Origin of the sequence: Polaribacter sp. SA4-10, assembly GCF_002163835.1 — a bacterium.
Classification (GTDB): Bacteria; Bacteroidota; Bacteroidia; order Flavobacteriales; family Flavobacteriaceae; genus Polaribacter.
Genome location: NZ_CP019331.1, coordinates 484,570 through 507,913 on the forward strand (window position 1 = coordinate 484,570; position 23,344 = coordinate 507,913).

Consider the following 23,344-nt stretch of genomic DNA (forward strand, 5'->3'; position numbering starts at 1 on the left):
AGGAAGTAGTTAAAGCAACATATTTATTCACTTAAATGTAAAAATATGAAAAATTACAAAGAAGTCGTAGGAATTGATGTATCAAAAAAAACAATTGATGCTTATTGTTATCAAGCTCAAGTTCACAAGGAGTTTAAGAATGATATTGTAGGTTATAAAAGCTTATTAAACTGGGTTTTAAAATCAACAAAAGGGGTTAGTGTTTTTTATTGTTTTGAGAATACGGGATATTATTCTTTAAAATTAGCACTTTATCTAAATAGTCAGAAGATTGTTTATGTAGAAGAAAGCCCATTGAAAATTAAGCGTTCCTCAGGTATTGTAAAAGAGAAAACAGATCGTTTGGATGCAAGTTTAATTGCTAGATATGGGTGGATTTATAGAGAAGAATTAATTCCAAGTACAGTTAAAAGTACAACCCATTTAGAACTTGGTAGATTATTAGCGTTAAGAGATCAACTAGTTAGAAACAATGCTGGTTTGAAAGGTACTTTAAAAGAGATGAAAGTATTTTTAACAAGTTCTACCACAGATGCAGGTTGTATCAGTTTAAAAAGAAGTATTGATTACTTATCTAAACAAGTAAAGGCAATAGAGATTAGAATAGAAGAGCTCATCTTTGATGATGTTTCAATGCAAAAAAATTATGAATTATTATCAAGTTTAAAGGGAGTTGGTTTTGTGGTTGCTTGTCAATTAATTTACCATACAGGTAATTTTACAAGATTTGATAATTGGCGTTCTTTCTCGAGTTATTGTGGAACAGCACCTTTTGCACATGAGTCGGGTACTAGTATAAAAAGAAGAAAGCAATGTCATTATTTAGGAGATAGAAAGATGAAAAGTTTATTAAGTATGGCAAGTATTTCTGCCATTCAACATGATAGTGAATTACGAATCTATTATAAGAGAAAGTTAGCGGAAGGAAAAGATAAAATGCTAGCGATAAATAATGTTAGAAATAAACTCATAGCTAGAGCATTTGCAGTAGTAAAAAGAGGAACTCCTTATGTAGTTCTTCAAAATTATGCAGCATAAAAAAAATAGTAACTTCTATTAGGATTTGATCTTGGAATACGTGTATGATTAGTAGGGGCTAAGTATAGTCTAATTGTTCAGAAATTCGAAATGATAAAAAATAATAATAACTTTAAAGTGAACAATACCGCCCCTATTAATTATACACGGTGTTGTGTTTAGTACTTATGGCAGACGATGTTTCAGATTTTGAAATAAAATCTAATAAAATATTAGAAATTTTAAAAGGCAAAACATATTCCGAATCTAAAGATTTGCTTAAAAATTTGTTGGAAACAATAAAACTTAATTCAATTCTGAATTGATTTTATCTATCAAAAGTTCGTAGTTATAATTAACTACAACAATATTTTCTTTACCAAAATTAATAATTGATGTTTCTAAATCACGTTCTATAATGTAGTTTATACTATTTAAAAACACAATTACTTTTTTATTTCTTAAAGACCTTAATTCAATTGTTTTCATAGTTTAATTTTTATTTATGTTTAAAAACTTTATTTCTTTTTTTCAATCATTTTTTCTAAAACAAGGATATTTTCAAGGTGATCCAAATGAACCGAGTCTATTTTCTGTGTTAATAGAAATATTTTTCCTTCTAATACCTTATGTTTTGCTTTTGTTAATTCTTGGTTTTTTGTTATATTTTTCTCTAAAATTTCGATAGATTCTTTTCGGTTAATTTTATTGTCAATTACAGATAAAAGAGCAATAAAAGTTGCTATTATAGGGGTTAAAATTCCGCCCCAAAATTTCATTTCTTTTCTTGTTGATTCTTTATTAAAATAATCTCTAATAAACATTAATCTCCATTTTACTACAAAATATAAATAAGGTGTATGTTTTTTATTTCTTAAATTTTCTCTTGTCTTTAATTTAAGGTTAATTACATTTTTAAATGTATCTATTCCGTACTTACAATCTTCCCATTTTCCGTGTTGAAATATTTCTACACGATATATTTTATGATACTTATTAAATGAATATTTAAAATCCTTTATATTTAATTCCCTTTTTTCCTTTTCACTCATTCCTTCTTCTTACTTAGTTATCGTGTTGTATTAAACACAACGGTCTTGTATATGGTTTGTTGCGTTTTCAAGCGATTAATTTAGTAAATAAAAACCGAATATAAAATCCGCGAGGACTTTCATAAGTAGGCTAAAACTAGCAATAAATTATATACGGTGTTGTAACACGTATTTTAACTTCTTAATATTGCTTAAAAAATTCCCATATTTGATTATAAGCAACACTCTCTGTTTGTTCGTCGGTAAAGCCATGACCAGTATTTAATGCTATCAGATATTTTATTTCATGATTATCATCACAATTAGAGAATGTGAATGAATTTAAAACGGTATTTCCCCAATTAAGATCTTCTTGAATTGCAGTTGAATTGCAGTTGAAATGATTAGCCCAATTAAGAGCACTATTCTGCGCTGACATAAATGTTCCAACAGAACTTACCCCTCCATTTAAGGGAATTATGCCATCAACTTCACCGTTAACCTGAAAAACAGACATTGCTTTAGTAGGTGTTAGATCTCCTGTACTTAAGATTTGTTGGCTAAAAAGAGGAGCTATAGCATTGAAATGACTTGTAGATTTCCCTAACAGGTTTACCATCCCCGAACCATTTGAAAAGCCTATGGCGTACGCTTTGGATGTGTCTATTAATGGAGAGGTTACTAATTGGTCGATAATTAAATCTACAAATTCTACATCATCAGCATTAGTAGGTTCAGAGCCTAAATTCCAAAACCCGCCATTACTTCCATTATTTGAATGTCCATTGGGAAAAACCCCAATAAATTCTTCAGAATTTATTAGTTCAATTATGTTGTTATTTTGCAAAAAATCTTGTCCAGAACCTTCTGCTCCATGAAAAAAGAACACAATTGGATAAGATAATGAACTATTTAAATTTTGTGGTGTTTTTATATACACTAATCTTGGAACAGAATTTCCGTCAATTGTTTGATTAATCGTCACTTGATTTGTTCCACCTGTTAAATTTAAAATACCTGTTGTATCTACGATATCTGTTATCTTGTCGTCTTTGTTACAGCTTTGAATTAAGGTAATACAAAAAGCTATGATAATTATTTTTTTCATTTTATGTCCTTTTTTTATGTTATAACGTTTGGTGTATGATTCGTTGCGGCAAAATATGTGTTTAAAAATTAATGCTATACTTTAAAACTGGAATCAACCCATTTTGTTCGCTTTTGATGGTTACTATTCTGTTGGTTACTTCGTCAAAGAAGTAGTCTAGCTCAGTTGTATTTATTCTACTTGTTATATTTTGGATATTGAGACTTAAATTGTGTGTGGTTTTTGTTTTATTCCATTGGTAATTAATGCCCAAATCAAAACGATAGTAAGCTTTTACTTTTTCTGTAAAAGGTGTGGTTGAGAAAACTTCGGTTTGGCCAGCTATAGAAGCCGCTTCATCAATTCCTGTAAAACGTTGGCCGCCAGCTAATACAAATTTAGCGTTTATGCCAAAGGTTTTATTGCCTTTTGTGCCAACTGCAAAATCTTTTCCGCTCAACAAATTAAATACATAATTTCCATTAAATCTCGTGTTTAAATAGTTGCCGTTGCCCACTTTGTATTTAGAATCGTATAATGATAGTGTAGATAAATAATAAAAGCCCTTATTTAAAAAACGTTCTAAGGTAAATTCTATTCCGTAATTACGTCCTTTACCATCATTAGTTAAAGGTGTTTCTGCAATTTCAAAAATATCAAATGATTGTGCATTTATTGCGTTATAACCAGTTTCTCCGCTATTATCAACAGGTATGTCAAATAAATGTTGATAGTAGGTTTCTGCCTTAAAAAGCGTGTTTTTATTTATGCGCCAGTTGTAACCTACTACATAATGCAACGCTTTAGATAATTTTAAATTGGTGTTCAGAAAATTTGTGTTAGTGGCGTCTTTTGTGAGATAGAGAGGTAATTGCTCAGCTCTACTATGTAAACCTGCGCCAAAACTAAGTGAATGGACATTATTTAGCTTGTAATTAAGACCTAATCTTGGCTCAATGGCACTGCTGTTGGTTTTGCCAAAGTGTAAAAAATGAAGCCCTGAATTTAAGGTAAAGTTTTCTGTCATTCTATATTTCCATTGCACATAACTCTGAAATACATTCGCTGTTCCATTTATTTCATCTTTTGACGTTGAAAGCGTACCGTCATCATTTTTGTCTGTAAAACTTAAAGTGTTTTTCTCTTTGAGATGGCTTAGCGTAAACCCACTTCGTAAGGTGTGTTTAGAATTAAATTTATGGTTTATAAAAGAGGATAAACGAAAGGCTTCACTTTTTGAATCAAATGATTCCGATTCTAAAGGGCCAACAACACCACTGTTTTGGAATACATCGTTTTTCTTTGCATCATTTGACGAATACGTGATATTTGTTTTTAAATAGGTTTGGTCTTTTATAAAAACCCGGTGTCCTAAACCCGTAATAAAAGTGCTTTCATCACTTTCTGTTTTATTTGTAAAATTGTCAGTACTCGGGTTTCCGTTGATATTTTCATCCTCCGTTTCACTAGAATTTGATTTGTTTTTGCCCAATAATCCATAGAGATTAAAGGTTCCAAATTTTGTAGTAGGCAGATTTATGTTATAATTTAAATCTTGAAAAGTAGGGTTAAAACCATCTGTTAAGTTTAAGCCTAATTTTTCTAAAATACCTAAAGTAGAATACCTGTAATTAACAAGGTAAGAGGCTTTGCTTTTTTTACTAAAATACCCTTCAGTTGAAAACCCTAGACCTAGCACACCAACATCAATTGTAGTTTCTCTTTTTTGATTATTACCTTTACGAAAGCGTAAATCAAAAACCCCAGCAATACCATTACCATATTCGGCAGGAAAAGCAGAAGTGAAAAAATCAGTTTTAGCTAACACGTTAGCACTTAACATACTTACAGAGCCTCCAGTTAACCGGGTGAAATGATTTGGATTTGGCACTTCTACGCCTTCTAATCTCCATAATAAGGTATTAGGCGAGTTACCTCTAATTACAATTTCATTGTTTAAATCGTCACCACCTCCTGTAACGCCTGCAAAATTTTGAACTTGCCTTGCTGGGTCGCCTATAGATGCAGCATATAGATTAGCTTGTTCTGGGTTTAAGGTGCGTGCGCTAACGGTAACAAACTCATTGACGGTTATTTCTTTGCGTTTTTCGGCTACAATCACAACTTCATCTAGCGCTGCAAAATTTTCTACTAAATTAATTTCTAAGACCACTTCTTTTCCTGCGGTTACATTAATATTGGGCAACGTAAAAGTTTCATAACCTAAAAACGAAAGGACAAGTGTTTGTTTACCAATAGGGACGTCACTTAAAGTAAACTTTCCATTTTCATCAGAGGTTGTGCCAATGGGTGGATTGCTATCTTTAAGAAGAATATTAGCAAAAGGAATGGCTTGTTTTGAATCTTTGTCGGTAATTGTTCCTCTAACGGTTTGTTGCGCTAAGAGCGCCATTGGTAACGTAAGGAATAAAGCATTTAAAAAAAATCTGAACATCATAAGTTTTATTGTTTGGCAAAAAAAACGCACAATGTTATTTATTAGTGTTCAACTGGATAAAGTTGAACAACTAAGATTTCTTAAAAAATTACAACTTACTGATTATTAGTATTTTTATATTGTGTAGGTGTCATTCCAGATTGCTTTTTAAAGAGTGTATTAAAGGTGCTTTTAGAACCAAAACCGCCTTCAAGTGCGATACCTTCTATGCTTAAATGTTGCTTTTTGGGGTTTTTTAAAAGGGCTTTACAATAGTCAAATCTAAAATTATTGATGTAGTTGTAAAAATTTATATTATAATGTGAATTTATAACATATGATAATATGTGTGTTCTACTATTTAATTTATCTGCTAATAGATTTAGAGAAAGATTTTTGTTTAAATATGGCTTATCCTCTTTCATTACCTTTTCTAAATTATTGACTATTTCAAGCATTAAATGTTCATCAATAAGTCCTTCTTTTTCAACGTCAATTTGTTCAGGAATTTCTTTTTCTGCCAAAACTTTGCCTTGCATTGTTAGATCGAATATTTCTCTTTGCTGTACGATATGGAAACCACTATAAAATAACATGAAAAATAAAGTGATATCTGAAATATTGGTTAAGTAGTATTGATTTGAGATAAAATAGAAGACAACTTGAGGAATAAAATATATTGGGAAAATAAACATTAACTTATACAACCAGTTCAAATCTACACCTTGAGTATTTGCGTGAAACTTTAAAACATTTTTATGATGATTGGCAAGCATTTTTACGACCCAATAAAATACAATTAGAGAAAATATCCACAAGCCAATAAGAAATATAAAATCCAAAGTATCAATAAAATCTTCTAACGCTAAAGAGTGAGTTTCTGCCCAAATTGAAAACGTCTCAAAGATAGCTACAAAAAGAAATGGTAGAAATAGTAAATAATGCTTTTTTAAGAAATTGGCAGGCGCATGTACAAAATGATATACTGCTATATAAAGGAATGAAGGAATTAGGATTGTGTTGTTTTCTAATATATTAATTGCATATAACCAAATCCATTTTTCTGAAATATATTCTCCAACATCTGTGGAAATAAAAAGGATAGTTAAAACACCAAAAAGCGTAGCTAAGTAGCTGTTTGCATTTTTATTAATTCTGTAACTTTGAGAAAAGGCTACAAAAGTTAGCATTAACGAAGCACCTATTCGTATAAGAGATAAGTATAAATCCATTTTATTTTTGTGAGACCATCAGGGTTTTCAAACAATTCAACGTCAAATTTTTTTCAATATTGTTTTTGGCACCTTGTTTAATAACGGGATGTTTTGTATGTGTTACAACAATTGTATATGCGTATTGTTGATATATCACATATATGTTTTATGTTTTAAAATTAACGTTTTTCAGCATATTGTCCAAAGGACTTTCGATATTTTTATTATTAATATGAATTGTTTTGGTATAGATTTCTGTAGTTTTCGGAGAGTTATGCCCTAGCATATTCTGTAAATACCTTAAATTTACATTGTTTTCTATACAATGTGTAGCAAACGAATGACGCAAGGTATGCACCGTTGCCCAAGGATTAGAGTTAGTTTCTGCTACTGCTTTTCTAAAAATAGCGCGTACACTTGTAGTACTGTATTTTCCGCCTGTTTGTCCTTCAAACAACCAGTAAGATGGTTTTTCTTTCTTAAAATAGGTACGTAATAACACTACTAAATGATTTGATAAAATAGTTTTTCGATCTTTTTTTCCTTTACTATCCTTTACAAACAAGTATCCTTCTTTAGAATGAATATCTATAATTCTCAAATTTAAGACCTCAGAAATTCGAAGTCCAGCACTATAAATAGTCCATAAAATGGCTTTGTGCTTAATGTTTTTAGGATGCTGAATAATTTTTAAAACTTCTTCTTTACTTAATACGTTTGGTATGCTTACCGCTTTTTTGGGACGTTGTATTTCATAATACTCTCTAGGGAGTTTTAAAACGTGTTCATAATACGCTTTAATAGCGTTTATAAGTTGATTTTGATAACTCTCTCCAATTTTATTTTTTGTAATTAATTCATAAACAAAACCTTCTATTTCCTCTTTGGTTATTAGGCTAATATCTTTGTTAGAAAATTTGATTAAAAAAATACTAAACATATTCTTGTAGGTTCGCACGCTCGAGGCACTATACTTCTTTAAAACTAACGCTTTTTCCAATCTAAAAAGCTGTTCGATTGCATATTGGTTAAGAGGTCTTTTTTCAATAGGGGTAGGTGTTACCGCATTTACTGTTTTATAGTTTTTACCAAAAAGGTTTTGTATCAGTGCCAGGTTTTCTTCTGTATACATAATAGACCATAATTTTTGATTGGGATGCCAAAAAGTGGTGTTAATTTTCTTAAAAACATCGCGTAGTTCCTTTAGTTCATAAGGGATATGAATTTTAATGCGTTTTGCATTCTTTAAAGGCTGATAAATAATTGGTGTATTATCCATAGTGTTACTATTTATAGCTCAAATATAAAAGATAATAGTAGCATTATAAAGTTGATTTAAATATAGGTGTGTACTAACCGTTAATAACGAATAGTGTGTAAAGACAGATAAAACGTACCTTTGTTAGGTATATGAAATGTAAAATATGTAATAACGTAGTAAAAGGACGAAGCGATAAGAAATTTTGTTCGCAGCGTTGTAAAAATTATTATCATGTTAATTTACGAAAAGTAACGGCCATTGCTGTCAAAGAGATCGATATCATTTTACATAGAAATCGATCCATATTATTAGAGGTTTTGGGTAAAAATTTATTACAAAAAAAAGTACCTAGAATACTACTAGAAAAAAAGAAATTTAATTTTAAGTACAATACACATTGGCATATTAATAGCAAAAATAAAACCTTTTTTTGGGTATATGATTTTGGTTGGATGTCTTTCTCCGATGATGAAATATTGATTGTTAGAAAAAGAACAATGTCTTAATACTGGTGCCTGTTTTCTCCTAACTTCAACTTTTAAAGGACCTCCATTTAAAAGTCTTTTTTATCTCAGTTCTTTGTTCGAAAAGGGATTACCTAGATGTCAATTTCTAACGAATCAGTATAAAATAAGGGTAAATTTACCCTATTAATTAAATCTGAATAATGATATTATTAGTCCGCTTTTTTATACTACGAGATACTTTCTATTCCAATAGCAATTTATTATAAAGAGCCATAAAAACTATCGTAAAGGTTTTTGTGTATCTAATCTATAAACAGGTTTTTTAATTATTTCGTTAAACTCAGTACCCAAAGGTCTGTAATGCTAAATGCACTCGGGTTCTAAGAATAACTATTCTCAACTTTTATTAAGATGACTTCTTTAATTTTTTGGAAAAATATTTTTTCTCAATTTTGAATCATTTCTTTTTCGAGTTATTTTTTTTCGGCAATGTGTTACCTATTTAAATAACAACCGTTATTTGCTATATTGGGGTGTAATTAATAGATAAAACAAGTTTCTTTAAACTGCTTAAAAATCCAAACTATAATCATCTGAATAATCCTTTGGTAAACTGGCACCAATATCACGTAAATACTTATTTAAACTATCTATGCTCTTATGCCTTGTAATTGGCAGCATTTTATGTTTGGCTTCTAAGTCTGTTAATCCTTGTTTTTGATAGGTAGTAAACAAATCTATTGCTGCTGTATGCCTGAATGAGTAAATTCCGTAATTTTCGTTTAAATTTAGTTTTCTTTTTACTTTTAAAAACCGGGTTCCAAACCATGTTCTTTTTCTTGTATCAGAAACATTCCAGATAGCAGGTGTAGAATTTACGGTAAACAAATTGTATTCTAAATTTACGTGCTGCAGATCCATTTGTAAAATAGTTTCCTTTAATTGTTTTGTTATGTAAACAACATTTGCAATACTTTCTTCGGTTTTACTTTTTACCGATATTGTATTTCTATCTAAATTGATATCTTTTACTTTAATTCTTACAACTTCTACTGGTCTAAAAAATCCATACATTACAAACTTTATAAAAAGATACAAATACGGATCATGCGTTAGTAAATGTTCTTTAATCTCTTTAATTTGTTGCTTAGTAAATGGTTTGTTCTTTTGTGGTTTCTCTTTTAGGATGGGTATTTTTTCAATAAAATTGGTAACTATAATTTCATCATCTGCAATTTGACCAAAAATAGAACACAAATTTTTTCTGTAATTATTTCTAGTTGTAGAATTTATGGTTATGTTTTTATCTTTGCCAAGTTCATTTAAGAAAATAATAATATGCCTTTTTGTAATTGCTTTAATATCGGATTCGTATAAATTATTCTTTTTTAAAAAACGAATAAATACATTAATAGAAATAACACATATATTTTTTGTTGAAGCACTCCATATTTTACTTTTTTGCTCAATAGCCAGTTCAAGTGCATCTTTTGCACTGTAAAAAGTTTTATCTAAAGTGGTTTTCACTGAACCCTGCACTGTATCAAATGGAGAATACCCAAGCTGTAGGTATCTTACCACTGCTTTCTGTAAGTTTTTTATTGCTTTTGTTCTTAGCGAAATAGAATTGATCCTGTTGATTCCTTTTTTTTCTCTAAATTCTTTTAGTTTACCTGTTTCTGGATCTCTATAAAAATATTTTACATACCAATATTTACCAGTAGCAATAGTAGGAACCAATTTACCTTGTTCATTCCTTACTTTTGGTATAACAATTTTTGGTTTTGTAAACACATTTTTAATGTTAAAATAGGTTTCTGTTTTAGGTACGAGTTTAGGTACGAATGGATTTTTGAAGTTCATAATTAATTTTATATTTATATTTAAATAAAAATAAAACTCTGAAAACCAAATAATTATAAAAGTGCGCGTAACTGGAGTCGAACCAGCACGTTCTTGCGAACACAAACCCCTCAAGCTTGCACGTCTACCAATTCCGCCATACGCGCTTTTTATAATAATGCAAAAAAGTTAAGCGATTGCTTAACTTTTTTTTGTGACCGGGCTGGGGCTCGAACCCAGGACCCTCTCCTTAAAAGGGAGATGCTCTACCAACTGAGCTACCAGGTCAGTTTCTTAAATCGAGTGCAAATATAATATCAAACATTGGAATTATTGGTATAAAATTGATTTATTTTTCTCGATATTTGCTAAAATATTTAAAAATGAAAATAGTTTTATTAGGATATATGGGATCTGGTAAGTCTACCATTGGAATACAATTGGCTAAAGAGCTATTTATTCCATTTATAGATTTAGACGATTATATAATTGATAAAGAAAAAATGTCCATTTCAGATATTTTTAAAATAAAAGGAGAAATCTATTTTAGGTTGATAGAAAGTAAATATTTAAAAGAAATTTTAGATTCTGAAGGTAAATTTGTTCTTTCTTTAGGAGGTGGTACTCCTTGTTATGCGGATAATATAAATTTAATTAATTCATCTAATGGAGTTTCTATATATTTAAAAACAAGTATAAAAACGTTAGTTGGTAGATTGATAAAAAAAAAAAGTAAAAGACCTTTAATTGCAAATTTAGAAGACGAAAATATATACGAATTTGTAGCTAAACATTTATTTGAGAGAAGTTCTTTTTATGAGCAATCTAAATTTATCATTACTATTGACGATAAAACAAAAACCCAAATTATAACAGAAATTAGAATGTTATTAAACTAAATAGGCAATTGCTTTATTATTAGAAAATTCTACTTGTACATGCTCTTTTATAGATGTAGATAATGAAATACCTTTAAAATCTGCTTTTACAGGATATTTTTTATGATTTCTATTCACTAATACGGCGGTATTAAATCTTTTTAAAGGAACATTCAAAAAATGCTTAATACCATAAATTAATGTTGTTCCAGAGTTTAGTACATCATCAACTAAAACCAAAGGTTTATTTTTATATTCTTTAACTTCAAGTGAAGTAGTAATTTCACTTAAAGGATTTTTTTTATCTATCCTTACTTCACATAAAGATACTTCTAAAGGTGAAATTTTCTGAAGAGCAGTAACAATTTTTTTTGCAAAAACATATCCATTACCAATAATACCAGCTATTACAACCTCTTTTTCTGAACTATTATTTTCATAAATTTGAAAAGCAATTCGTTTAATTTTTTGCTCAATTTGTATTGAACTTAATATTATATTATTTGTTGTTGTCATATCTCTGTAGTTGTATCTTCTTGATAATCATCAATATCTCTTCTGTCTTTTTTTGTTGGTCTTCCAGCACCTTTTTTCCTGTAATAATCTTTAGAATACTTTAAAAGCTCAGTTTTTTCAAACTCTTCTTTTGGAGTAACATCTTTTCTATAAATACTAACCAGTTTTGCGCCAACTCTACTTTCTGGTAAATCTAAAACTTTTATTTGATAATTAATTTGGTTTTTTCTAACAATAATTAATTCATTACCAAAAACTTCTTTAGAAGGTTTTATATTTTTTAATTCAATTTTCACTTGTCCTTTCTTACAGGCTGCTGTGGCTAAACTTCGAGTTTTAAAAACTCGAATACACCATAAATATTTATCAATTCTCATAAAAAAAGTTAAAATATAACGTTTGTCTTTTTACAAAGGTATAAAAATGGTAAATTGCGCGCTCAAATTTTAAGGTTAAATGAATAAAATAAAAAATATTATAGGACTAATTGTATTAAGTATTGTTCTTTACTCATGTGGTAATAGTAATGGAATAGTTAATCCTTATGCTGATTTTGATTATGAAGCGCAAGCATTAATTGATAATGATACTTTAACTAATTTTCTAAAGAATCATTATTTTGATGAAAGTAAAGACTCTATTGTGCTATTAGTTTCTGGAAAAACATCTCTTTTTGATGATGATAAATTAGTAACTATGAATGTTTCTGAAAATGATATAGATTATGAATTGTTTGTATATGTTGCTGAAATGGGAGATCCATCACCTAACCCAGATAAAGGAAACCCTTCTATTGTAGATTCTGTATTTGTAAAATATTATGGACAACAAATTTTAACTACTAAATCTTTAGATACTGCTTTTGATTTTAATACAAGTGGTATTTGGCTTACATTAAACAATGTAATTAAAGGATGGAGTTATGGCTATACAAAACTTAAAGGTGGTAGTTTAAAAAAAGAACCAAATGGAGATGTTTTTAATGGACCAATAACATATTTAAATGTAGGTAAAGGTATTTTATTTATACCTTCAGGATTAGCTTATCCTTCAAGTAATCCCAATAATTTTTCTAATCCTTTGATTAATCAAAATATAATTTTTTATATAGACTTGTTAGATTTTGTTGCTGATACTGATCATGATAATGATGGCATACCTTCTATAATGGAAGATGCTGATGGCGATGGAGACCCTTCAAATGATTTTAGTGATTTAGACAATCCAACTATCCCAGATTATTTAAATCCGAATATATAATAACAATAAATTTTAATCATAAAAAAGGCTCTTCAAATATTTGAAGAGCCTTTTTTATGAAATAAATAGTATTAATTATAACTTATAAGATAAACCTAGAATGACTTGATTTACTCTTGTATCAAAACTAACATTAGTTCCTGTTTCACGTAAGAAAGTAGATTCTATCCCAGAGAAAGCTCTTTCCCAACGAACATCAATTCCTAATTTCCCTAATTCTATTCCTCCACCAAATTGTAGTCCAACAGTAAAACCATCACTTTTAACATCAGAAATATCATTAATACTAAAATCAGAATCAAGAATGTATTGAAAAGAAGGACCTGCATAAATGTTACCAACTCCAAAAATCTTTTTTCCTAATAATACAGGAATATCAATTTTCTGAAAACTATATGTAGTTGTTTTTGCATTAGAAGTTCCATTATCATAAGTTAATTCATTTTCTAAATTAGTATATACTAATTCAGGTCTTATATAAAAACCAATTACAGGAATTTTAAAACGTAACCAAATACCAGCATGATAACCCGTTTTACTTTCAGCTCCATCAAAAACATCTTCACTTACGTTTTCAATAGAATTTGAGTTATAATTAATACCACCTTTTACACCAAAAGCCGCCTGAGCATTTGATATTTGGCTAAATCCAATAGCCAAACACATCATTAAAAATACTTTTTTCATTATTTATGTTTTTAATTTAATATCGATTTAAAATAATAAAACTTTATTACTTTCTTGCAATCACTTTTTTAACAGCAACAACAACTGCATCTGCAGTTAAACCATATTTTTCCATTAATTGAGCAGGTGTTCCAGATTCTCCAAAAGTATCATTGGTTCCTATAAACTCTTGAGGAGTTGGGGTATTAGTAGCTAAACATCTTGCAACACTTTCTCCTAAACCACCTAAAATATTATGCTCTTCTGCAGTAACAATACAACCCGTTTTTGCAACAGATTTCAAGATAATTTCTTCATCTAAAGGTTTAATTGTATGAATATTTATTACTTCAGCAGAAATTCCTTGTTCTTCTAATTTTTCTGCTGCTTGTAAAGCTTCCCAAACTAAATGTCCTGTTGCAACAATAGTTACATCAGTTCCTTCAGTTAATTGAATTCCTTTTCCAATTTCAAATTTTTCTTCTTTGTAATCAGGCATAAAAACAGGAACTACGGGTCTTCCAAAACGTAAATAAACAGGTCCATCAAAATCTGCAATTGCAATTGTAGCAGCTTTTGTTTGGTTGTAATCACATGTGTTTATTACAGTCATACCTGGTAACATTTTCATTAAACCAATATCTTCTAAAATTTGGTGTGTAGCTCCATCTTCTCCTAAAGTTAAACCTGCATGAGAAGCACAAATTTTAACATTTTTACCAGAATAAGCAATTGATTGGCGAATTTGGTCATACACTCTACCTGTAGAAAAGTTTGCAAATGTACCCGTAAAAGGAATTTTACCTCCAATTGTTAATCCTGCAGCAATTCCCATCATGTTTGCTTCTGCAATTCCAATTTGGAAAAATCTTTCTGGATGTTCTTTAATAAATTGGTTCATTTTTAAAGAACCAATTAAATCGGCACATAAAGCAACTACATTTGGGTTTGTTCTTCCTAATTCAGTTAATCCGTCTCCAAAACCAGAACGAGTATCTTTTTTTTCTGTGTACGTGTATTTTTTCATTATAATTTGTTGTGTTGTAAAATTTGTGTAAAAATAAACTTTTATTTATAAATTCATCAATTCTTTATAGAGTTTATGAACAGGTAACCCAGCAACATTAAAGTAACTTCCTTCCATTTTATTTATTGCTATAAAACCTATCCATTCTTGAATTCCATAGGCTCCAGCTTTATCTAAAGGATGGTAATTTTTAATGTAATAATTTATTTCTTCATCAGATAATTCTTTAAAATAGACAGCTGTAGTATCATTAATGATCTTTTGAAAACTTTTACTTTTAATACTTATGGATGTAATTACTTCGTGCTTTTTTCCCGATAATTCTCTTAACATTAAAAAAGCTTCTTGCTCATCTTTGGGTTTTCCTAGCGCTTTATTATTTAACCAAACAATAGTATCTGAAGTAATTAACAAATCAGTATCTTGTAAACTTAAAAAAGGTTGCGACTTTAAATCAGCTAAAAAGTCTGTGATTTCTGTACCTTTTAATTCTTTTGGATAAATTTCTTCTACTTCTTTTAATTGAATAGAAAAATCTAAATCTAATTCTTTAAAAAATTGTTGTCTTCTTGGTGATTTTGAAGCTAAAATTACGTTGTAGTTTTTTAATTTTTCTCTTAACATTTAATTAATTTTGAATAATAGCATTGATAAAATACCTAATAGCATTATAATTTTTAGAATATGACTAAGTTTTGAATACTCTTTTTTAGTTTCTGAAAACCATAATTCATACATGAAATAGAGCAGTGGTAATAAGATAAAGACAATTCCATAAGATAAGAATAGAAGCTCATTTTTTAGAAATTGTAAAACAATTAAAAGGAAAACGAGTAAAATACTTGAAAAGAAAAAAGCGACTTTAGAAGCTCTTTTTCTACCAATAACTATAGGCAATGTTCTTGCTTTTATTTTTAAATCGCCTTTAATATCTTCTATGTCTTTTATAATTTCTCTTACAAGAGTTGTTAGAAATGCGAAAAAAGAATATCCGGATACAAACAAAAAAGGAAACAAGAGTTTAAAAGCATTCTTAACATTAGCTGTAGAACTGTTAGTTTGTGTATCAAATTCAAACAATATCAGAATAAAAATTGATAGCCCAACAAAAACTGAAACTAAAAGGTTTCCAAAAAGGAGTTGCTTTTTAAAATATTTTGAATAAAAGAATAAACCAAGTATACTCCCTATAAAAATGAATGAAAAAAATAAATTTTCATTTAAGAATGAACTATAAATCCCTAAAATTATTCCTAAAAAAGTGAGTAAAAAGTAACATATCCAAGCATTTTTTTTAGATAAAGTTGCATCAATAAAAACGTTAGCAGGTTTGTTTATTTTATCTGTTTCAATATCAAAAATATCATTAACAATATAACCTCCAGCAGTAATTGAAATAACTGATAAAACTAATATAAGAAACTCAAAGTTAGATAGATAACTATTTGTTGTAATTGAGTGAATCAACGCATATTTAGTTAAAACCATTGTTAAGAAAACCATTAAGAGGTTTTTGTAACGAATCAGTTTTAAAAAAGAAAGCATTAGTTAAAGTCCTTTTTTATTCTGGCTAAATCACGTTTATTATCTCGGTCTTTTATAACTTCACGTTTATCATGAGTCTGTTTACCTTTTGCTAATGCAATTTCTAATTTTGCAAAACCGTTATCATTTATAAACAATCGTAAAGGAACAATCGTATTTCCTTTTGCTTCAACATCTTTTTTTAAGCTACGTAGTTCGCGTTTATTCATCAATAATCTACGTTCACTTTTTGGCTTGTGATTAAAATGATGGCCAAACATATACTCTTGAATGTACATATTTACTATAAATAATTCTCCACGATCATTAAACTCACAAAAACTTTCTGTAATTCTAGCTTGACTTAGTCTTATAGATTTTATTTCTGTTCCAGTTAATTGAATTCCAGCAACAAATTTGTCTAGAATTTCAAATTCGAAACGTGCCTTTTTATTCTTTATGTTTATTTTTTTCTGAACAGTCATAGACTGGTTTTAATTTAAATAATTTTAACAAAGATACATTTTTGATTAAGATAAAGAAGTGTAATTTTACATCGAGTTAACCAAACAAAATAAACAAAACAAGATGCGACATATTTTACTCTTTTCACTACTATTTTTTCTTTCATGCAAACCTTCTGAAGCTAAATTAACAGCCCAACAAATTATAGATAAAAGTATTTTGTATTCTGGTGCAGACAAAGTAGCTAATTCTGAAATTACATTCAAATTTAGAGATAAAGAATATTTTGCATACCGTGAAAACGGAGCCTATAAATTGATTAGAGAATTTGATTCTGTAATTGATGGTTTAACAAACGATGGTTTTAGGAGATTTGTTAATTTAAAAGAACAAAACTTATCAGAAAAAGAGATTTCTAGCTTTTCAAATTCAGTAAATTCTGTACATTATTTTTCTGTTTTGCCTTTTGGTTTAAATGATGAAGCTGTTATTAAAAAATTATTACCATCATCAACCATAAAAGGAAAAGAGTATTATAAAATTGAAGTTACCTTTTCTGAAAATGGAGGAGGAGAAGACTTTGAAGATGTTTTTATTTATTGGGTTGGAAAAGAGGATTTTTTAGTTGATTATTTAGCGTATTCTTATCACACAAATGGTGGTGGAAAACGTTTTAGAGTCTTAAAAGAACAATGTGTAAAAAACGGAATTCGTTTTGTAGATTATCATAATTACAAGCCATTATCAGCTTCAACTAAATTAATTGATGCAGACAAAGCTTTTGAAAATAATCAACTTAAGAAAGTATCTGAAATTGTTTTAAAGGATATAGAAGTTATCATTATAGAGTAAAAATAATTTAATTTTTAGAAGCCATTTCCTGGGTTACACACTCGTTTTTTTATTAAAAAAAAATAAAAAAGAGGGCAAACAATGGTTTCAATAAGGGCTAAATTTGTTTACCGATCTCGTTTTATATAAGAAAATAATTACCTATTTATTTTCTTTACAATACTTGTTTTTTTATCACCTTTTAAAGTAATTATATAAAGACTATAATTGTCATGATCATCCATATTTGGGTATTCATTATTATCCAGAATTTTATTTGCAAAAACAGGAGTTGTATTGCTATGACCAACAACTAAAACAGTTTTTCCTTTTGTATCATTTTTAAAAATGGAATCATACATATTTCTAGGGTCGTAACTTTTAATTTTTAGATTTTTACTTTCTGCAGTTCGTTTTGCAGTTTGTTGAGTTCTATTATAATTTGTAGAATACACAGCATCTAATTCAATATCTTTAAAATATACGGCCCATTTTTTTGCTCTTTCCAAGCCTTTTTCATTCAAATTAGGATTTCTATCTTTTTCGTCTGTTCTCTCTTTTTCTGCATGACGAATTAAATAATACGTTGTGGTTTCATCTGAAATACAAGAACTGAATAGACTAAAAACGAATACAAAAAGGAATAGAAATTTTTTCATAATAAAAGATTTAAAGCACGAATATAGTTAAAAAAGAAAAAGTGATTAAAAATGTCATTGCGAGGCAAGAAGCAATCTGTTTATTAAATAAGAGATTGCTTCGTACCTCGCAATGACGTTAATTATTAATTACTTTCTACCATTTCAGATTGATTTCTAAAAACCAATTTATCATCAAAAGCATCTAAAAGTATACTACTATCTGTTGTTATTTTTCCTGATAAAATTTCTTTAGAAAGCTGATTTAAAACATCTTTCTGAATCACTCTTTTTACAGGTCTTGCTCCAAATTCTGGTTGATACCCTTTTATTGCTAAATAAGCAATTGCTTCATCTGTAGCGTTTAATGTTATGTTTTGTTCAGCTACCATTTTTTTGACACCCTTTAATTGTAATTTTACAATTTCCTGAATGTTTTCTTTAGATAATGGAGCAAACATAATAATATCATCAATTCTATTTAGAAACTCAGGTCTTACAGATTGTTTTAACAATCCTAAAACTTCAACTTTAGCCAGTTCCATTGTAGTTTCAATATCACCTTTTAAGTTCTCAAATTTCTCTTGAATTATTTGACTTCCCATGTTTGAAGTCATGATAATAATTGTGTTTTTAAAATCGGCAACACGTCCTTTATTATCTGTTAATCTTCCTTCATCTAAAACCTGTAACAACACATTAAAAGTATCTGGATGCGCTTTTTCAATTTCATCTAAAAGTACTACGGAATAAGGTCTTCTTCTAACAGCTTCTGTTAACTGCCCACCTTCATCATAACCAACATATCCTGGAGGCGCACCAACCAATCTACTTACAGAATGACGCTCTTGATATTCACTCATATCTATACGTGTCATTGCGTTTTCATCATCAAATAAATACTCTGCCAATGCTTTTGCAAGTTCTGTTTTTCCAACCCCAGTTGTTCCTAAGAAAAGGAAAGAGCCAATTGGTTTATTAGGGTTTTGTAACCCAGCTCTAGAACGTCTAACTGCATCTGAAACAGCAACAATTGCTTCTTCTTGTCCAACAACTCTTTTATGTAATTGATCTTCTAATTTTAATAATTTTTCACGCTCAGATTGAATCATTTTTGTAACCGGAATTCCTGTCCATTTAGCTACAACTTCGGCAATATCATCATAGGTTACTTCTTCTTTGATTAAAGGGTTTTCAGACTGATTTTCCTCCAATTCTTTTTGCAATAAGTCTAAATCTTCTTGTGCTTTTTGAATTTTTCCGTAACGGATTTCTGCAACTTTACCATAATCACCTTCACGTTCTGCTCTTTCAGCTTCCATTTTAAAATCTTCGATGGCTGACTTTGCATTCTGAATATTATCTACAACTTCTTTTTCAGATTTCCATTTTGCATTCATTTCATTACGTTCTTCTTTTAGATTTGCTAAATCAGATCGTAAAGATTTTAGCTTCGTTTCGTCTTTTTCTCGTTTAATTGCTTCAATTTCAATTTCTAACTGCATCACTTTTCTATCCAAAACATCTAATTCTTCTGGTTTAGAGTTGATTTCCATACGTAGTTTAGCCATGGCTTCATCCATTAAATCAATTGCTTTATCTGGTAAAAAACGATTGGTAATATAACGTTGCGATAATTCTACAGCACCAATTATTGCTTCATCTTTAATACGAACTTTATGGTGTGTTTCGTACTTTTCTTTAATTCCTCTTAAAATAGAAATTGCACTTTCTGTATCTGGTTCATTCACTACAACCTTTTGAAAACGACGTTCTAAAGCTTTGTCTTTTTCAAAATATTTTTGATATTCATCCAACGTAGTGGCACCAATTGCACGCAACTCTCCACGCGCCAAAGCAGGTTTTAAAATATTTGCTGCATCCATTGCACCTTGTCCACCTCCAGCACCAACTAAAGTGTGAATTTCATCAATAAAAAGTACAATATCTCCTTCAGAATCTGTTACTTCTTTAATAACCGCTTTCAAACGTTCTTCAAATTCACCTTTATATTTTGCACCTGCAATTAACGCTCCCATATCCAAAGAGAAAATTAATTTGTTTTTGAGGTTTTCGGGCACATCTCCATCAACAATTCTGTGTGCCAAACCTTCTGCAATAGCTGTTTTACCAGTTCCTGGTTCACCAACTAAAAGCGGATTGTTCTTTGTTCTACGAGATAAAATTTGCAATAATCTTCTAATTTCTTCATCTCTACCAATTACAGGATCTAACTTTCCATCTTCTGCTAATTTATTTAAATTTTTCGCAAATTTGTTTAAAGAATTGTAGGTTTCTTCGGCACTTTGAGAAGTTACTCTTTCCCCTTTTCTTAATTCTTCAATAGAAGCTTTTAAATCTTTTTCTGTAACTCCTTGATCTTTTAAAACCTGTGAGATATTACTTTTCGATTTAAAAATGGCTAAAATTAAATGTTCGATTGAAACATAATCATCCTTCATTTTTTTAGCAATAACGGCTGCTTCTGTTAAGGTTTTACTTGCCTCTCTAGAAAGTAGTAATTCGGCACCAGAAACTTTAGGTAAACTTTCCAATTGTTTATCTAAAATTTGCTCTACAATATTTAAATTGATGTTCAGTTTTTTCAATAAAAAAGGCAATACATTTTCATCAACTTGTGTTAATGCTTTAAATATATGCTCATTTTCTATTTGATTATGACCAAAACCTTGCGCAATTTGTTGCGCCATTTGTATGGTCTCTTGCGATTTTGTTGTGTAATTATTAAAGTTCATTTTCTATCTTTTTTTTTGGTATGTTTAAATCAATTTTAATACCATGTACAATTTTGAATAAAAACAAGTCAGATTGTCTTGTGAAACCTTACTTATACTGACTTTTTGGCTGATGAAAGTTTCCTATATTTGCACCGACAAACAACAAAAAACAAAGCATGGGTATATTAAAGAATATTTTTGGAGGAAAAGGAGAACAATCTTCAAAAGAGGAAAAAAAGTCATATTTAAATTGGATTCCTCTTACTTCCTTAGCACAATTAGAAGAAATTAAAAGAGCATCTAAAACGGAATCAGTTTTAATATTTAAACATTCTACACGTTGTACAATTAGTAGTATGGTTATAAAAAGATTTGAAGCACTTTTTACAGAAGAGCATCAAAATTTAAAAGTCTATTATTTAGATTTATTAAATTATAGAGATATTTCTGATGAAGTAGGGGCTACTTTTCAAGTAATGCATCAATCTCCCCAATTATTAGTAATTAAAAATGAAGTTTCTGTGTTTAATGCATCACATTATGATATTTCTCAGGTTAATTTAACAAGTTATATGATTTAAACTTGTGATAAACCTATTTTAAGTCTTATTTTTGCAGCTCAAATTTATATTCCTTTGACAGATATTAACACTTCAGAAATTACATCAGGTAAAGAATTATACGGATATCAAAAAGATGCACTTCAAGAAATCTTTAGAAGATTTGAAGATGCAGCTCCAAATTATCACTTATTATATCAATTACCAACTGGAGGTGGAAAAACTGTTATTTTCTCAGAAATTGTTAGACGTTATTTAAAAACCTACCAAAAGAAGGTTTTAGTATTAACGCATAGAATTGAGTTAAGCAAGCAAACATCTAAAATGCTTGATGAATTTCAGGTTAAAAACAAGATAATAAATAGTACTGCTCAATTAGATGATCAAGACAGTTATAGTTGTTTTGTTGCCATGGTTGAAACCTTAAAAAACAGGTTAAATGATGAGAAATTAGATATTTCTGATATTGGTTTGGTAATTGTAGATGAGGCGCACTATAATTCATTTACAAAAATATTTAAGTTTTTTGATGAAGCTTTTATTTTAGGAGTAACTGCAACACCTTTAAGTTCTAACATAAAATTACCTATGTATGAGAACTATCAAGAATTATTTGTAGGTGAAACTATTCAGCATTTAATAGATAATGAGTATTTAGCAAGTGCTAACTTATATTCTTGTAATGTTGGTTTAACTTCATTAGAGGTTGGAGCAAATGGAGATTATACAGTTAAATCTTCTGAAGATTTATATACAAATTCAGACATGCTTACAAAATTGGTAAGTGCATATGAAGAAACAGCAAAAGGTAAAAAAACATTAATTTTTAATAACGGTATTAACACTTCTATACAAGTGTACCATGCGTTTAAAAAGGCAGGATATCCTATTGCTCATTTAGACAATACAAATACAAGAAAAGAGCGCGATTTTATTTTAAAATGGTTTAAGAAAACACCAAATGCAATTATATCTTCTGTAAGTATTTTAACAACTGGTTTTGATGAGCCAACAATTGAAGCTATTATTTTAAATAGAGCAACAAAATCTTTAACATTATACTACCAAATGATTGGTCGTGGTTCTAGGGTTTTAAATAATAAGTCTACTTTTGATGTAATTGATTTAGGAAACAATTTTCATAGATTTGGAGCTTGGGGCGCAGATTTAGACTGGCAGAAAATGTTTAAATCACCAGATTATTATTTAGATACCATTCTTTCTGATGAAGATATAGAAAGTACTTTTAGATATGAATTACCTGCGGAAGTTAAAAAGGAATTTGCAAAATCTAAAGACACTTATTTTGACATGAAAAATGTCTACATAGATACTATAAGAGCAGGAGAATCATCAAAAAAAGTACTAGAAAAATCGATAGTTCACCATGCAAAAATGTGTATTGAAAACAGTGAAGATGTTTTTGACGCTTTAATTTTAGCAAAAAAAATAGGGGAGGAAATTGATGATAGAATTAATAGATACGCTAAATGTATTTCTAAAAGTACACACAACTTTGTTACGTGGTTAAAAGATGATTATCGTAAAAAATTAAATGCTTATTTAAGATCTAATTTTGATGAAGACTTTGAGAAAATTCATGGTCATCCACCAATAGAAGAATAAATTATATAAAAAAGCTCAAGTTTTTAAACTTGAGCTTTTTTTATGAGATTAATTTACTGTTTTTATAAAAAAGATAGTTAATTCCTATTCAAAATATAGTTCATCTTAGCTATTATAATTAGTAATATAAAGTATCTTTACACACTTAAAAAATCAATTATATACGCTCTTTTTTTTGATGAATTTTAAAAGCAGATTTTATATTTATAATTGACTCAGATTCTCCAAAACAAAAAATTAAACCCCTAACGCTAAATAG

23 protein-coding genes and 2 tRNA genes are annotated in these 23,344 nt (G+C 29.1%); 7 read left to right on the forward strand and 18 right to left on the reverse strand.

What is annotated here, in order from left to right; genetic code table 11:
• Window positions 1–45: 45 nt before the first annotated feature.
• Window positions 46–1,038 (forward strand): IS110 family transposase, encoded by a 993-nt coding sequence (locus BTO04_RS02160; protein ID WP_087562932.1) that lies wholly within the window; start codon window positions 46–48, stop codon window positions 1,036–1,038.
• 285 nt (window positions 1,039–1,323) lie between these two features.
• Here BTO04_RS02160 and BTO04_RS02165 read toward each other — a convergent pair whose 3' ends face one another.
• The 6 genes from BTO04_RS02165 to BTO04_RS02190 all read right to left on the reverse strand — a co-directional run bounded on the left by BTO04_RS02165 (window position 1,324) and on the right by BTO04_RS02190 (window position 8,065).
• Window positions 1,324–1,506, reverse strand: coding sequence for a hypothetical protein (locus BTO04_RS02165; RefSeq protein ID WP_087562933.1), 183 nt, complete (start codon window positions 1,504–1,506; stop codon window positions 1,324–1,326).
• Between the two features lie 29 nt (window positions 1,507–1,535).
• Complete coding sequence (locus BTO04_RS02170) at window positions 1,536–2,069, reverse strand: hypothetical protein (RefSeq protein WP_087562934.1); 534 nt, start codon at window positions 2,067–2,069, stop codon at window positions 1,536–1,538.
• Between the two features lie 181 nt (window positions 2,070–2,250).
• A complete protein-coding gene (locus tag BTO04_RS02175) occupies window positions 2,251–3,156 on the reverse strand; it encodes a PHB depolymerase family esterase (protein ID WP_087562935.1) in 906 nt (301 codons plus the stop codon).
• Between the two features lie 61 nt (window positions 3,157–3,217).
• Complete coding sequence (locus BTO04_RS02180) at window positions 3,218–5,593, reverse strand: TonB-dependent receptor (protein WP_087562936.1); 2,376 nt, start codon at window positions 5,591–5,593, stop codon at window positions 3,218–3,220.
• Between the two features lie 95 nt (window positions 5,594–5,688).
• Entirely contained in the window at window positions 5,689–6,804 is a 1,116-nt protein-coding gene (locus BTO04_RS02185; RefSeq protein WP_087562937.1) for a helix-turn-helix domain-containing protein, read from the reverse strand.
• Between the two features lie 148 nt (window positions 6,805–6,952).
• Window positions 6,953–8,065, reverse strand: a complete 1,113-nt coding sequence (locus BTO04_RS02190; RefSeq protein ID WP_087562938.1) for a tyrosine-type recombinase/integrase — start codon at window positions 8,063–8,065, stop codon at window positions 6,953–6,955.
• Window positions 8,066–8,196: 131 nt separating this feature from the next.
• On the opposite strand from BTO04_RS02190, the gene BTO04_RS02195 reads away from it, so the two are divergent.
• Window positions 8,197–8,553, forward strand: coding sequence for a hypothetical protein (locus tag BTO04_RS02195; RefSeq protein ID WP_087562939.1), 357 nt, complete (start codon window positions 8,197–8,199; stop codon window positions 8,551–8,553).
• A 531-nt stretch (window positions 8,554–9,084) separates the two neighbouring features.
• Here the strand turns inward: BTO04_RS02195 and BTO04_RS02200 are convergent.
• The 3 genes from BTO04_RS02200 to BTO04_RS02210 all read right to left on the reverse strand — a co-directional run bounded on the left by BTO04_RS02200 (window position 9,085) and on the right by BTO04_RS02210 (window position 10,644).
• Window positions 9,085–10,377 (reverse strand): site-specific integrase, encoded by a 1,293-nt coding sequence (locus BTO04_RS02200; protein WP_087562940.1) that lies wholly within the window; start codon window positions 10,375–10,377, stop codon window positions 9,085–9,087.
• Window positions 10,378–10,439: 62 nt separating this feature from the next.
• A tRNA-Leu gene (locus tag BTO04_RS02205) sits at window positions 10,440–10,523 on the reverse strand.
• 48 nt (window positions 10,524–10,571) lie between these two features.
• Window positions 10,572–10,644: transfer RNA gene (locus tag BTO04_RS02210), tRNA-Lys, on the reverse strand.
• A gap of 95 nt (window positions 10,645–10,739) precedes the next feature.
• Here BTO04_RS02210 and BTO04_RS02215 point away from each other — a divergent pair.
• On the forward strand, window positions 10,740–11,255 hold the full coding sequence (locus BTO04_RS02215; RefSeq protein ID WP_087562941.1) for a shikimate kinase: 516 nt from the start codon (window positions 10,740–10,742) through the stop codon (window positions 11,253–11,255).
• Here BTO04_RS02215 and BTO04_RS02220 read toward each other — a convergent pair.
• Window positions 11,247–11,750 (reverse strand): phosphoribosyltransferase domain-containing protein, encoded by a 504-nt coding sequence (locus tag BTO04_RS02220; RefSeq protein WP_087562942.1) that lies wholly within the window; start codon window positions 11,748–11,750, stop codon window positions 11,247–11,249. The genes BTO04_RS02215 and BTO04_RS02220 overlap by 9 nt on opposite strands.
• On the reverse strand, window positions 11,747–12,127 hold the full coding sequence (locus tag BTO04_RS02225; RefSeq protein ID WP_087562943.1) for an RNA-binding S4 domain-containing protein: 381 nt from the start codon (window positions 12,125–12,127) through the stop codon (window positions 11,747–11,749). Before BTO04_RS02225 ends, BTO04_RS02220 begins: the two co-directional genes overlap by 4 nt.
• Window positions 12,128–12,206: 79 nt before the next feature.
• On the opposite strand from BTO04_RS02225, the gene BTO04_RS02230 reads away from it, so the two are divergent.
• Complete coding sequence (locus tag BTO04_RS02230) at window positions 12,207–13,010, forward strand: FKBP-type peptidyl-prolyl cis-trans isomerase (protein ID WP_087562944.1); 804 nt, start codon at window positions 12,207–12,209, stop codon at window positions 13,008–13,010.
• Between the two features lie 75 nt (window positions 13,011–13,085).
• Here the strand turns inward: BTO04_RS02230 and BTO04_RS02235 are convergent, their stop codons facing one another.
• Genes BTO04_RS02235 through smpB form a run of 5 tightly spaced genes read right to left on the reverse strand, consistent with a single transcriptional unit; the run spans window position 13,086 to window position 16,712 of the window.
• The gene (locus BTO04_RS02235) at window positions 13,086–13,697 is read right to left on the reverse strand and encodes a porin family protein (protein ID WP_087562945.1); all 612 of its coding nucleotides are present in this window, start codon (window positions 13,695–13,697) and stop codon (window positions 13,086–13,088) included.
• A gap of 46 nt (window positions 13,698–13,743) precedes the next feature.
• Window positions 13,744–14,703: a transketolase family protein gene (locus BTO04_RS02240; protein WP_087562946.1), complete on the reverse strand. Its 960-nt coding sequence runs from the start codon at window positions 14,701–14,703 to the stop codon at window positions 13,744–13,746.
• A gap of 45 nt (window positions 14,704–14,748) precedes the next feature.
• The gene (locus BTO04_RS02245) at window positions 14,749–15,327 is read right to left on the reverse strand and encodes a Maf family nucleotide pyrophosphatase (RefSeq protein WP_087562947.1); all 579 of its coding nucleotides are present in this window, start codon (window positions 15,325–15,327) and stop codon (window positions 14,749–14,751) included.
• Window positions 15,328–16,206, reverse strand: coding sequence for a geranylgeranylglycerol-phosphate geranylgeranyltransferase (locus tag BTO04_RS02250; protein WP_157662408.1), 879 nt, complete (start codon window positions 16,204–16,206; stop codon window positions 15,328–15,330).
• A gap of 41 nt (window positions 16,207–16,247) precedes the next feature.
• Window positions 16,248–16,712, reverse strand: a complete 465-nt coding sequence (gene smpB, locus BTO04_RS02255) for an SsrA-binding protein SmpB (RefSeq protein ID WP_087562949.1) — start codon at window positions 16,710–16,712, stop codon at window positions 16,248–16,250.
• A 103-nt stretch (window positions 16,713–16,815) separates the two neighbouring features.
• Between smpB and BTO04_RS02260 the strand changes: the two genes are divergently transcribed.
• Window positions 16,816–17,544 carry a DUF6503 family protein gene (locus tag BTO04_RS02260; protein WP_087562950.1) on the forward strand — a complete coding sequence of 243 codons (729 nt, stop codon included), beginning with the start codon at window positions 16,816–16,818 and terminating at the stop codon, window positions 17,542–17,544.
• A 137-nt stretch (window positions 17,545–17,681) separates the two neighbouring features.
• On the opposite strand, the gene BTO04_RS02265 is transcribed toward BTO04_RS02260, so the two are convergent.
• A complete protein-coding gene (locus BTO04_RS02265) occupies window positions 17,682–18,182 on the reverse strand; it encodes a histidine phosphatase family protein (RefSeq protein ID WP_087562951.1) in 501 nt (166 codons plus the stop codon).
• A 125-nt stretch (window positions 18,183–18,307) separates the two neighbouring features.
• The gene (gene clpB, locus BTO04_RS02270) at window positions 18,308–20,917 is read right to left on the reverse strand and encodes an ATP-dependent chaperone ClpB (protein WP_087562952.1); all 2,610 of its coding nucleotides are present in this window, start codon (window positions 20,915–20,917) and stop codon (window positions 18,308–18,310) included.
• A 158-nt stretch (window positions 20,918–21,075) separates the two neighbouring features.
• Between clpB and ytxJ the strand changes: the two genes are divergently transcribed.
• Together ytxJ and BTO04_RS02280 are read left to right on the forward strand one after the other, a co-directional pair.
• Window positions 21,076–21,480 carry a bacillithiol system redox-active protein YtxJ gene (gene ytxJ / locus BTO04_RS02275; protein ID WP_087562953.1) on the forward strand — a complete coding sequence of 135 codons (405 nt, stop codon included), beginning with the start codon at window positions 21,076–21,078 and terminating at the stop codon, window positions 21,478–21,480.
• A 54-nt stretch (window positions 21,481–21,534) separates the two neighbouring features.
• Entirely contained in the window at window positions 21,535–23,085 is a 1,551-nt protein-coding gene (locus BTO04_RS02280; RefSeq protein WP_087562954.1) for a DEAD/DEAH box helicase, read from the forward strand.
• The last annotated feature ends 259 nt before the right edge of the window (window positions 23,086–23,344 follow it).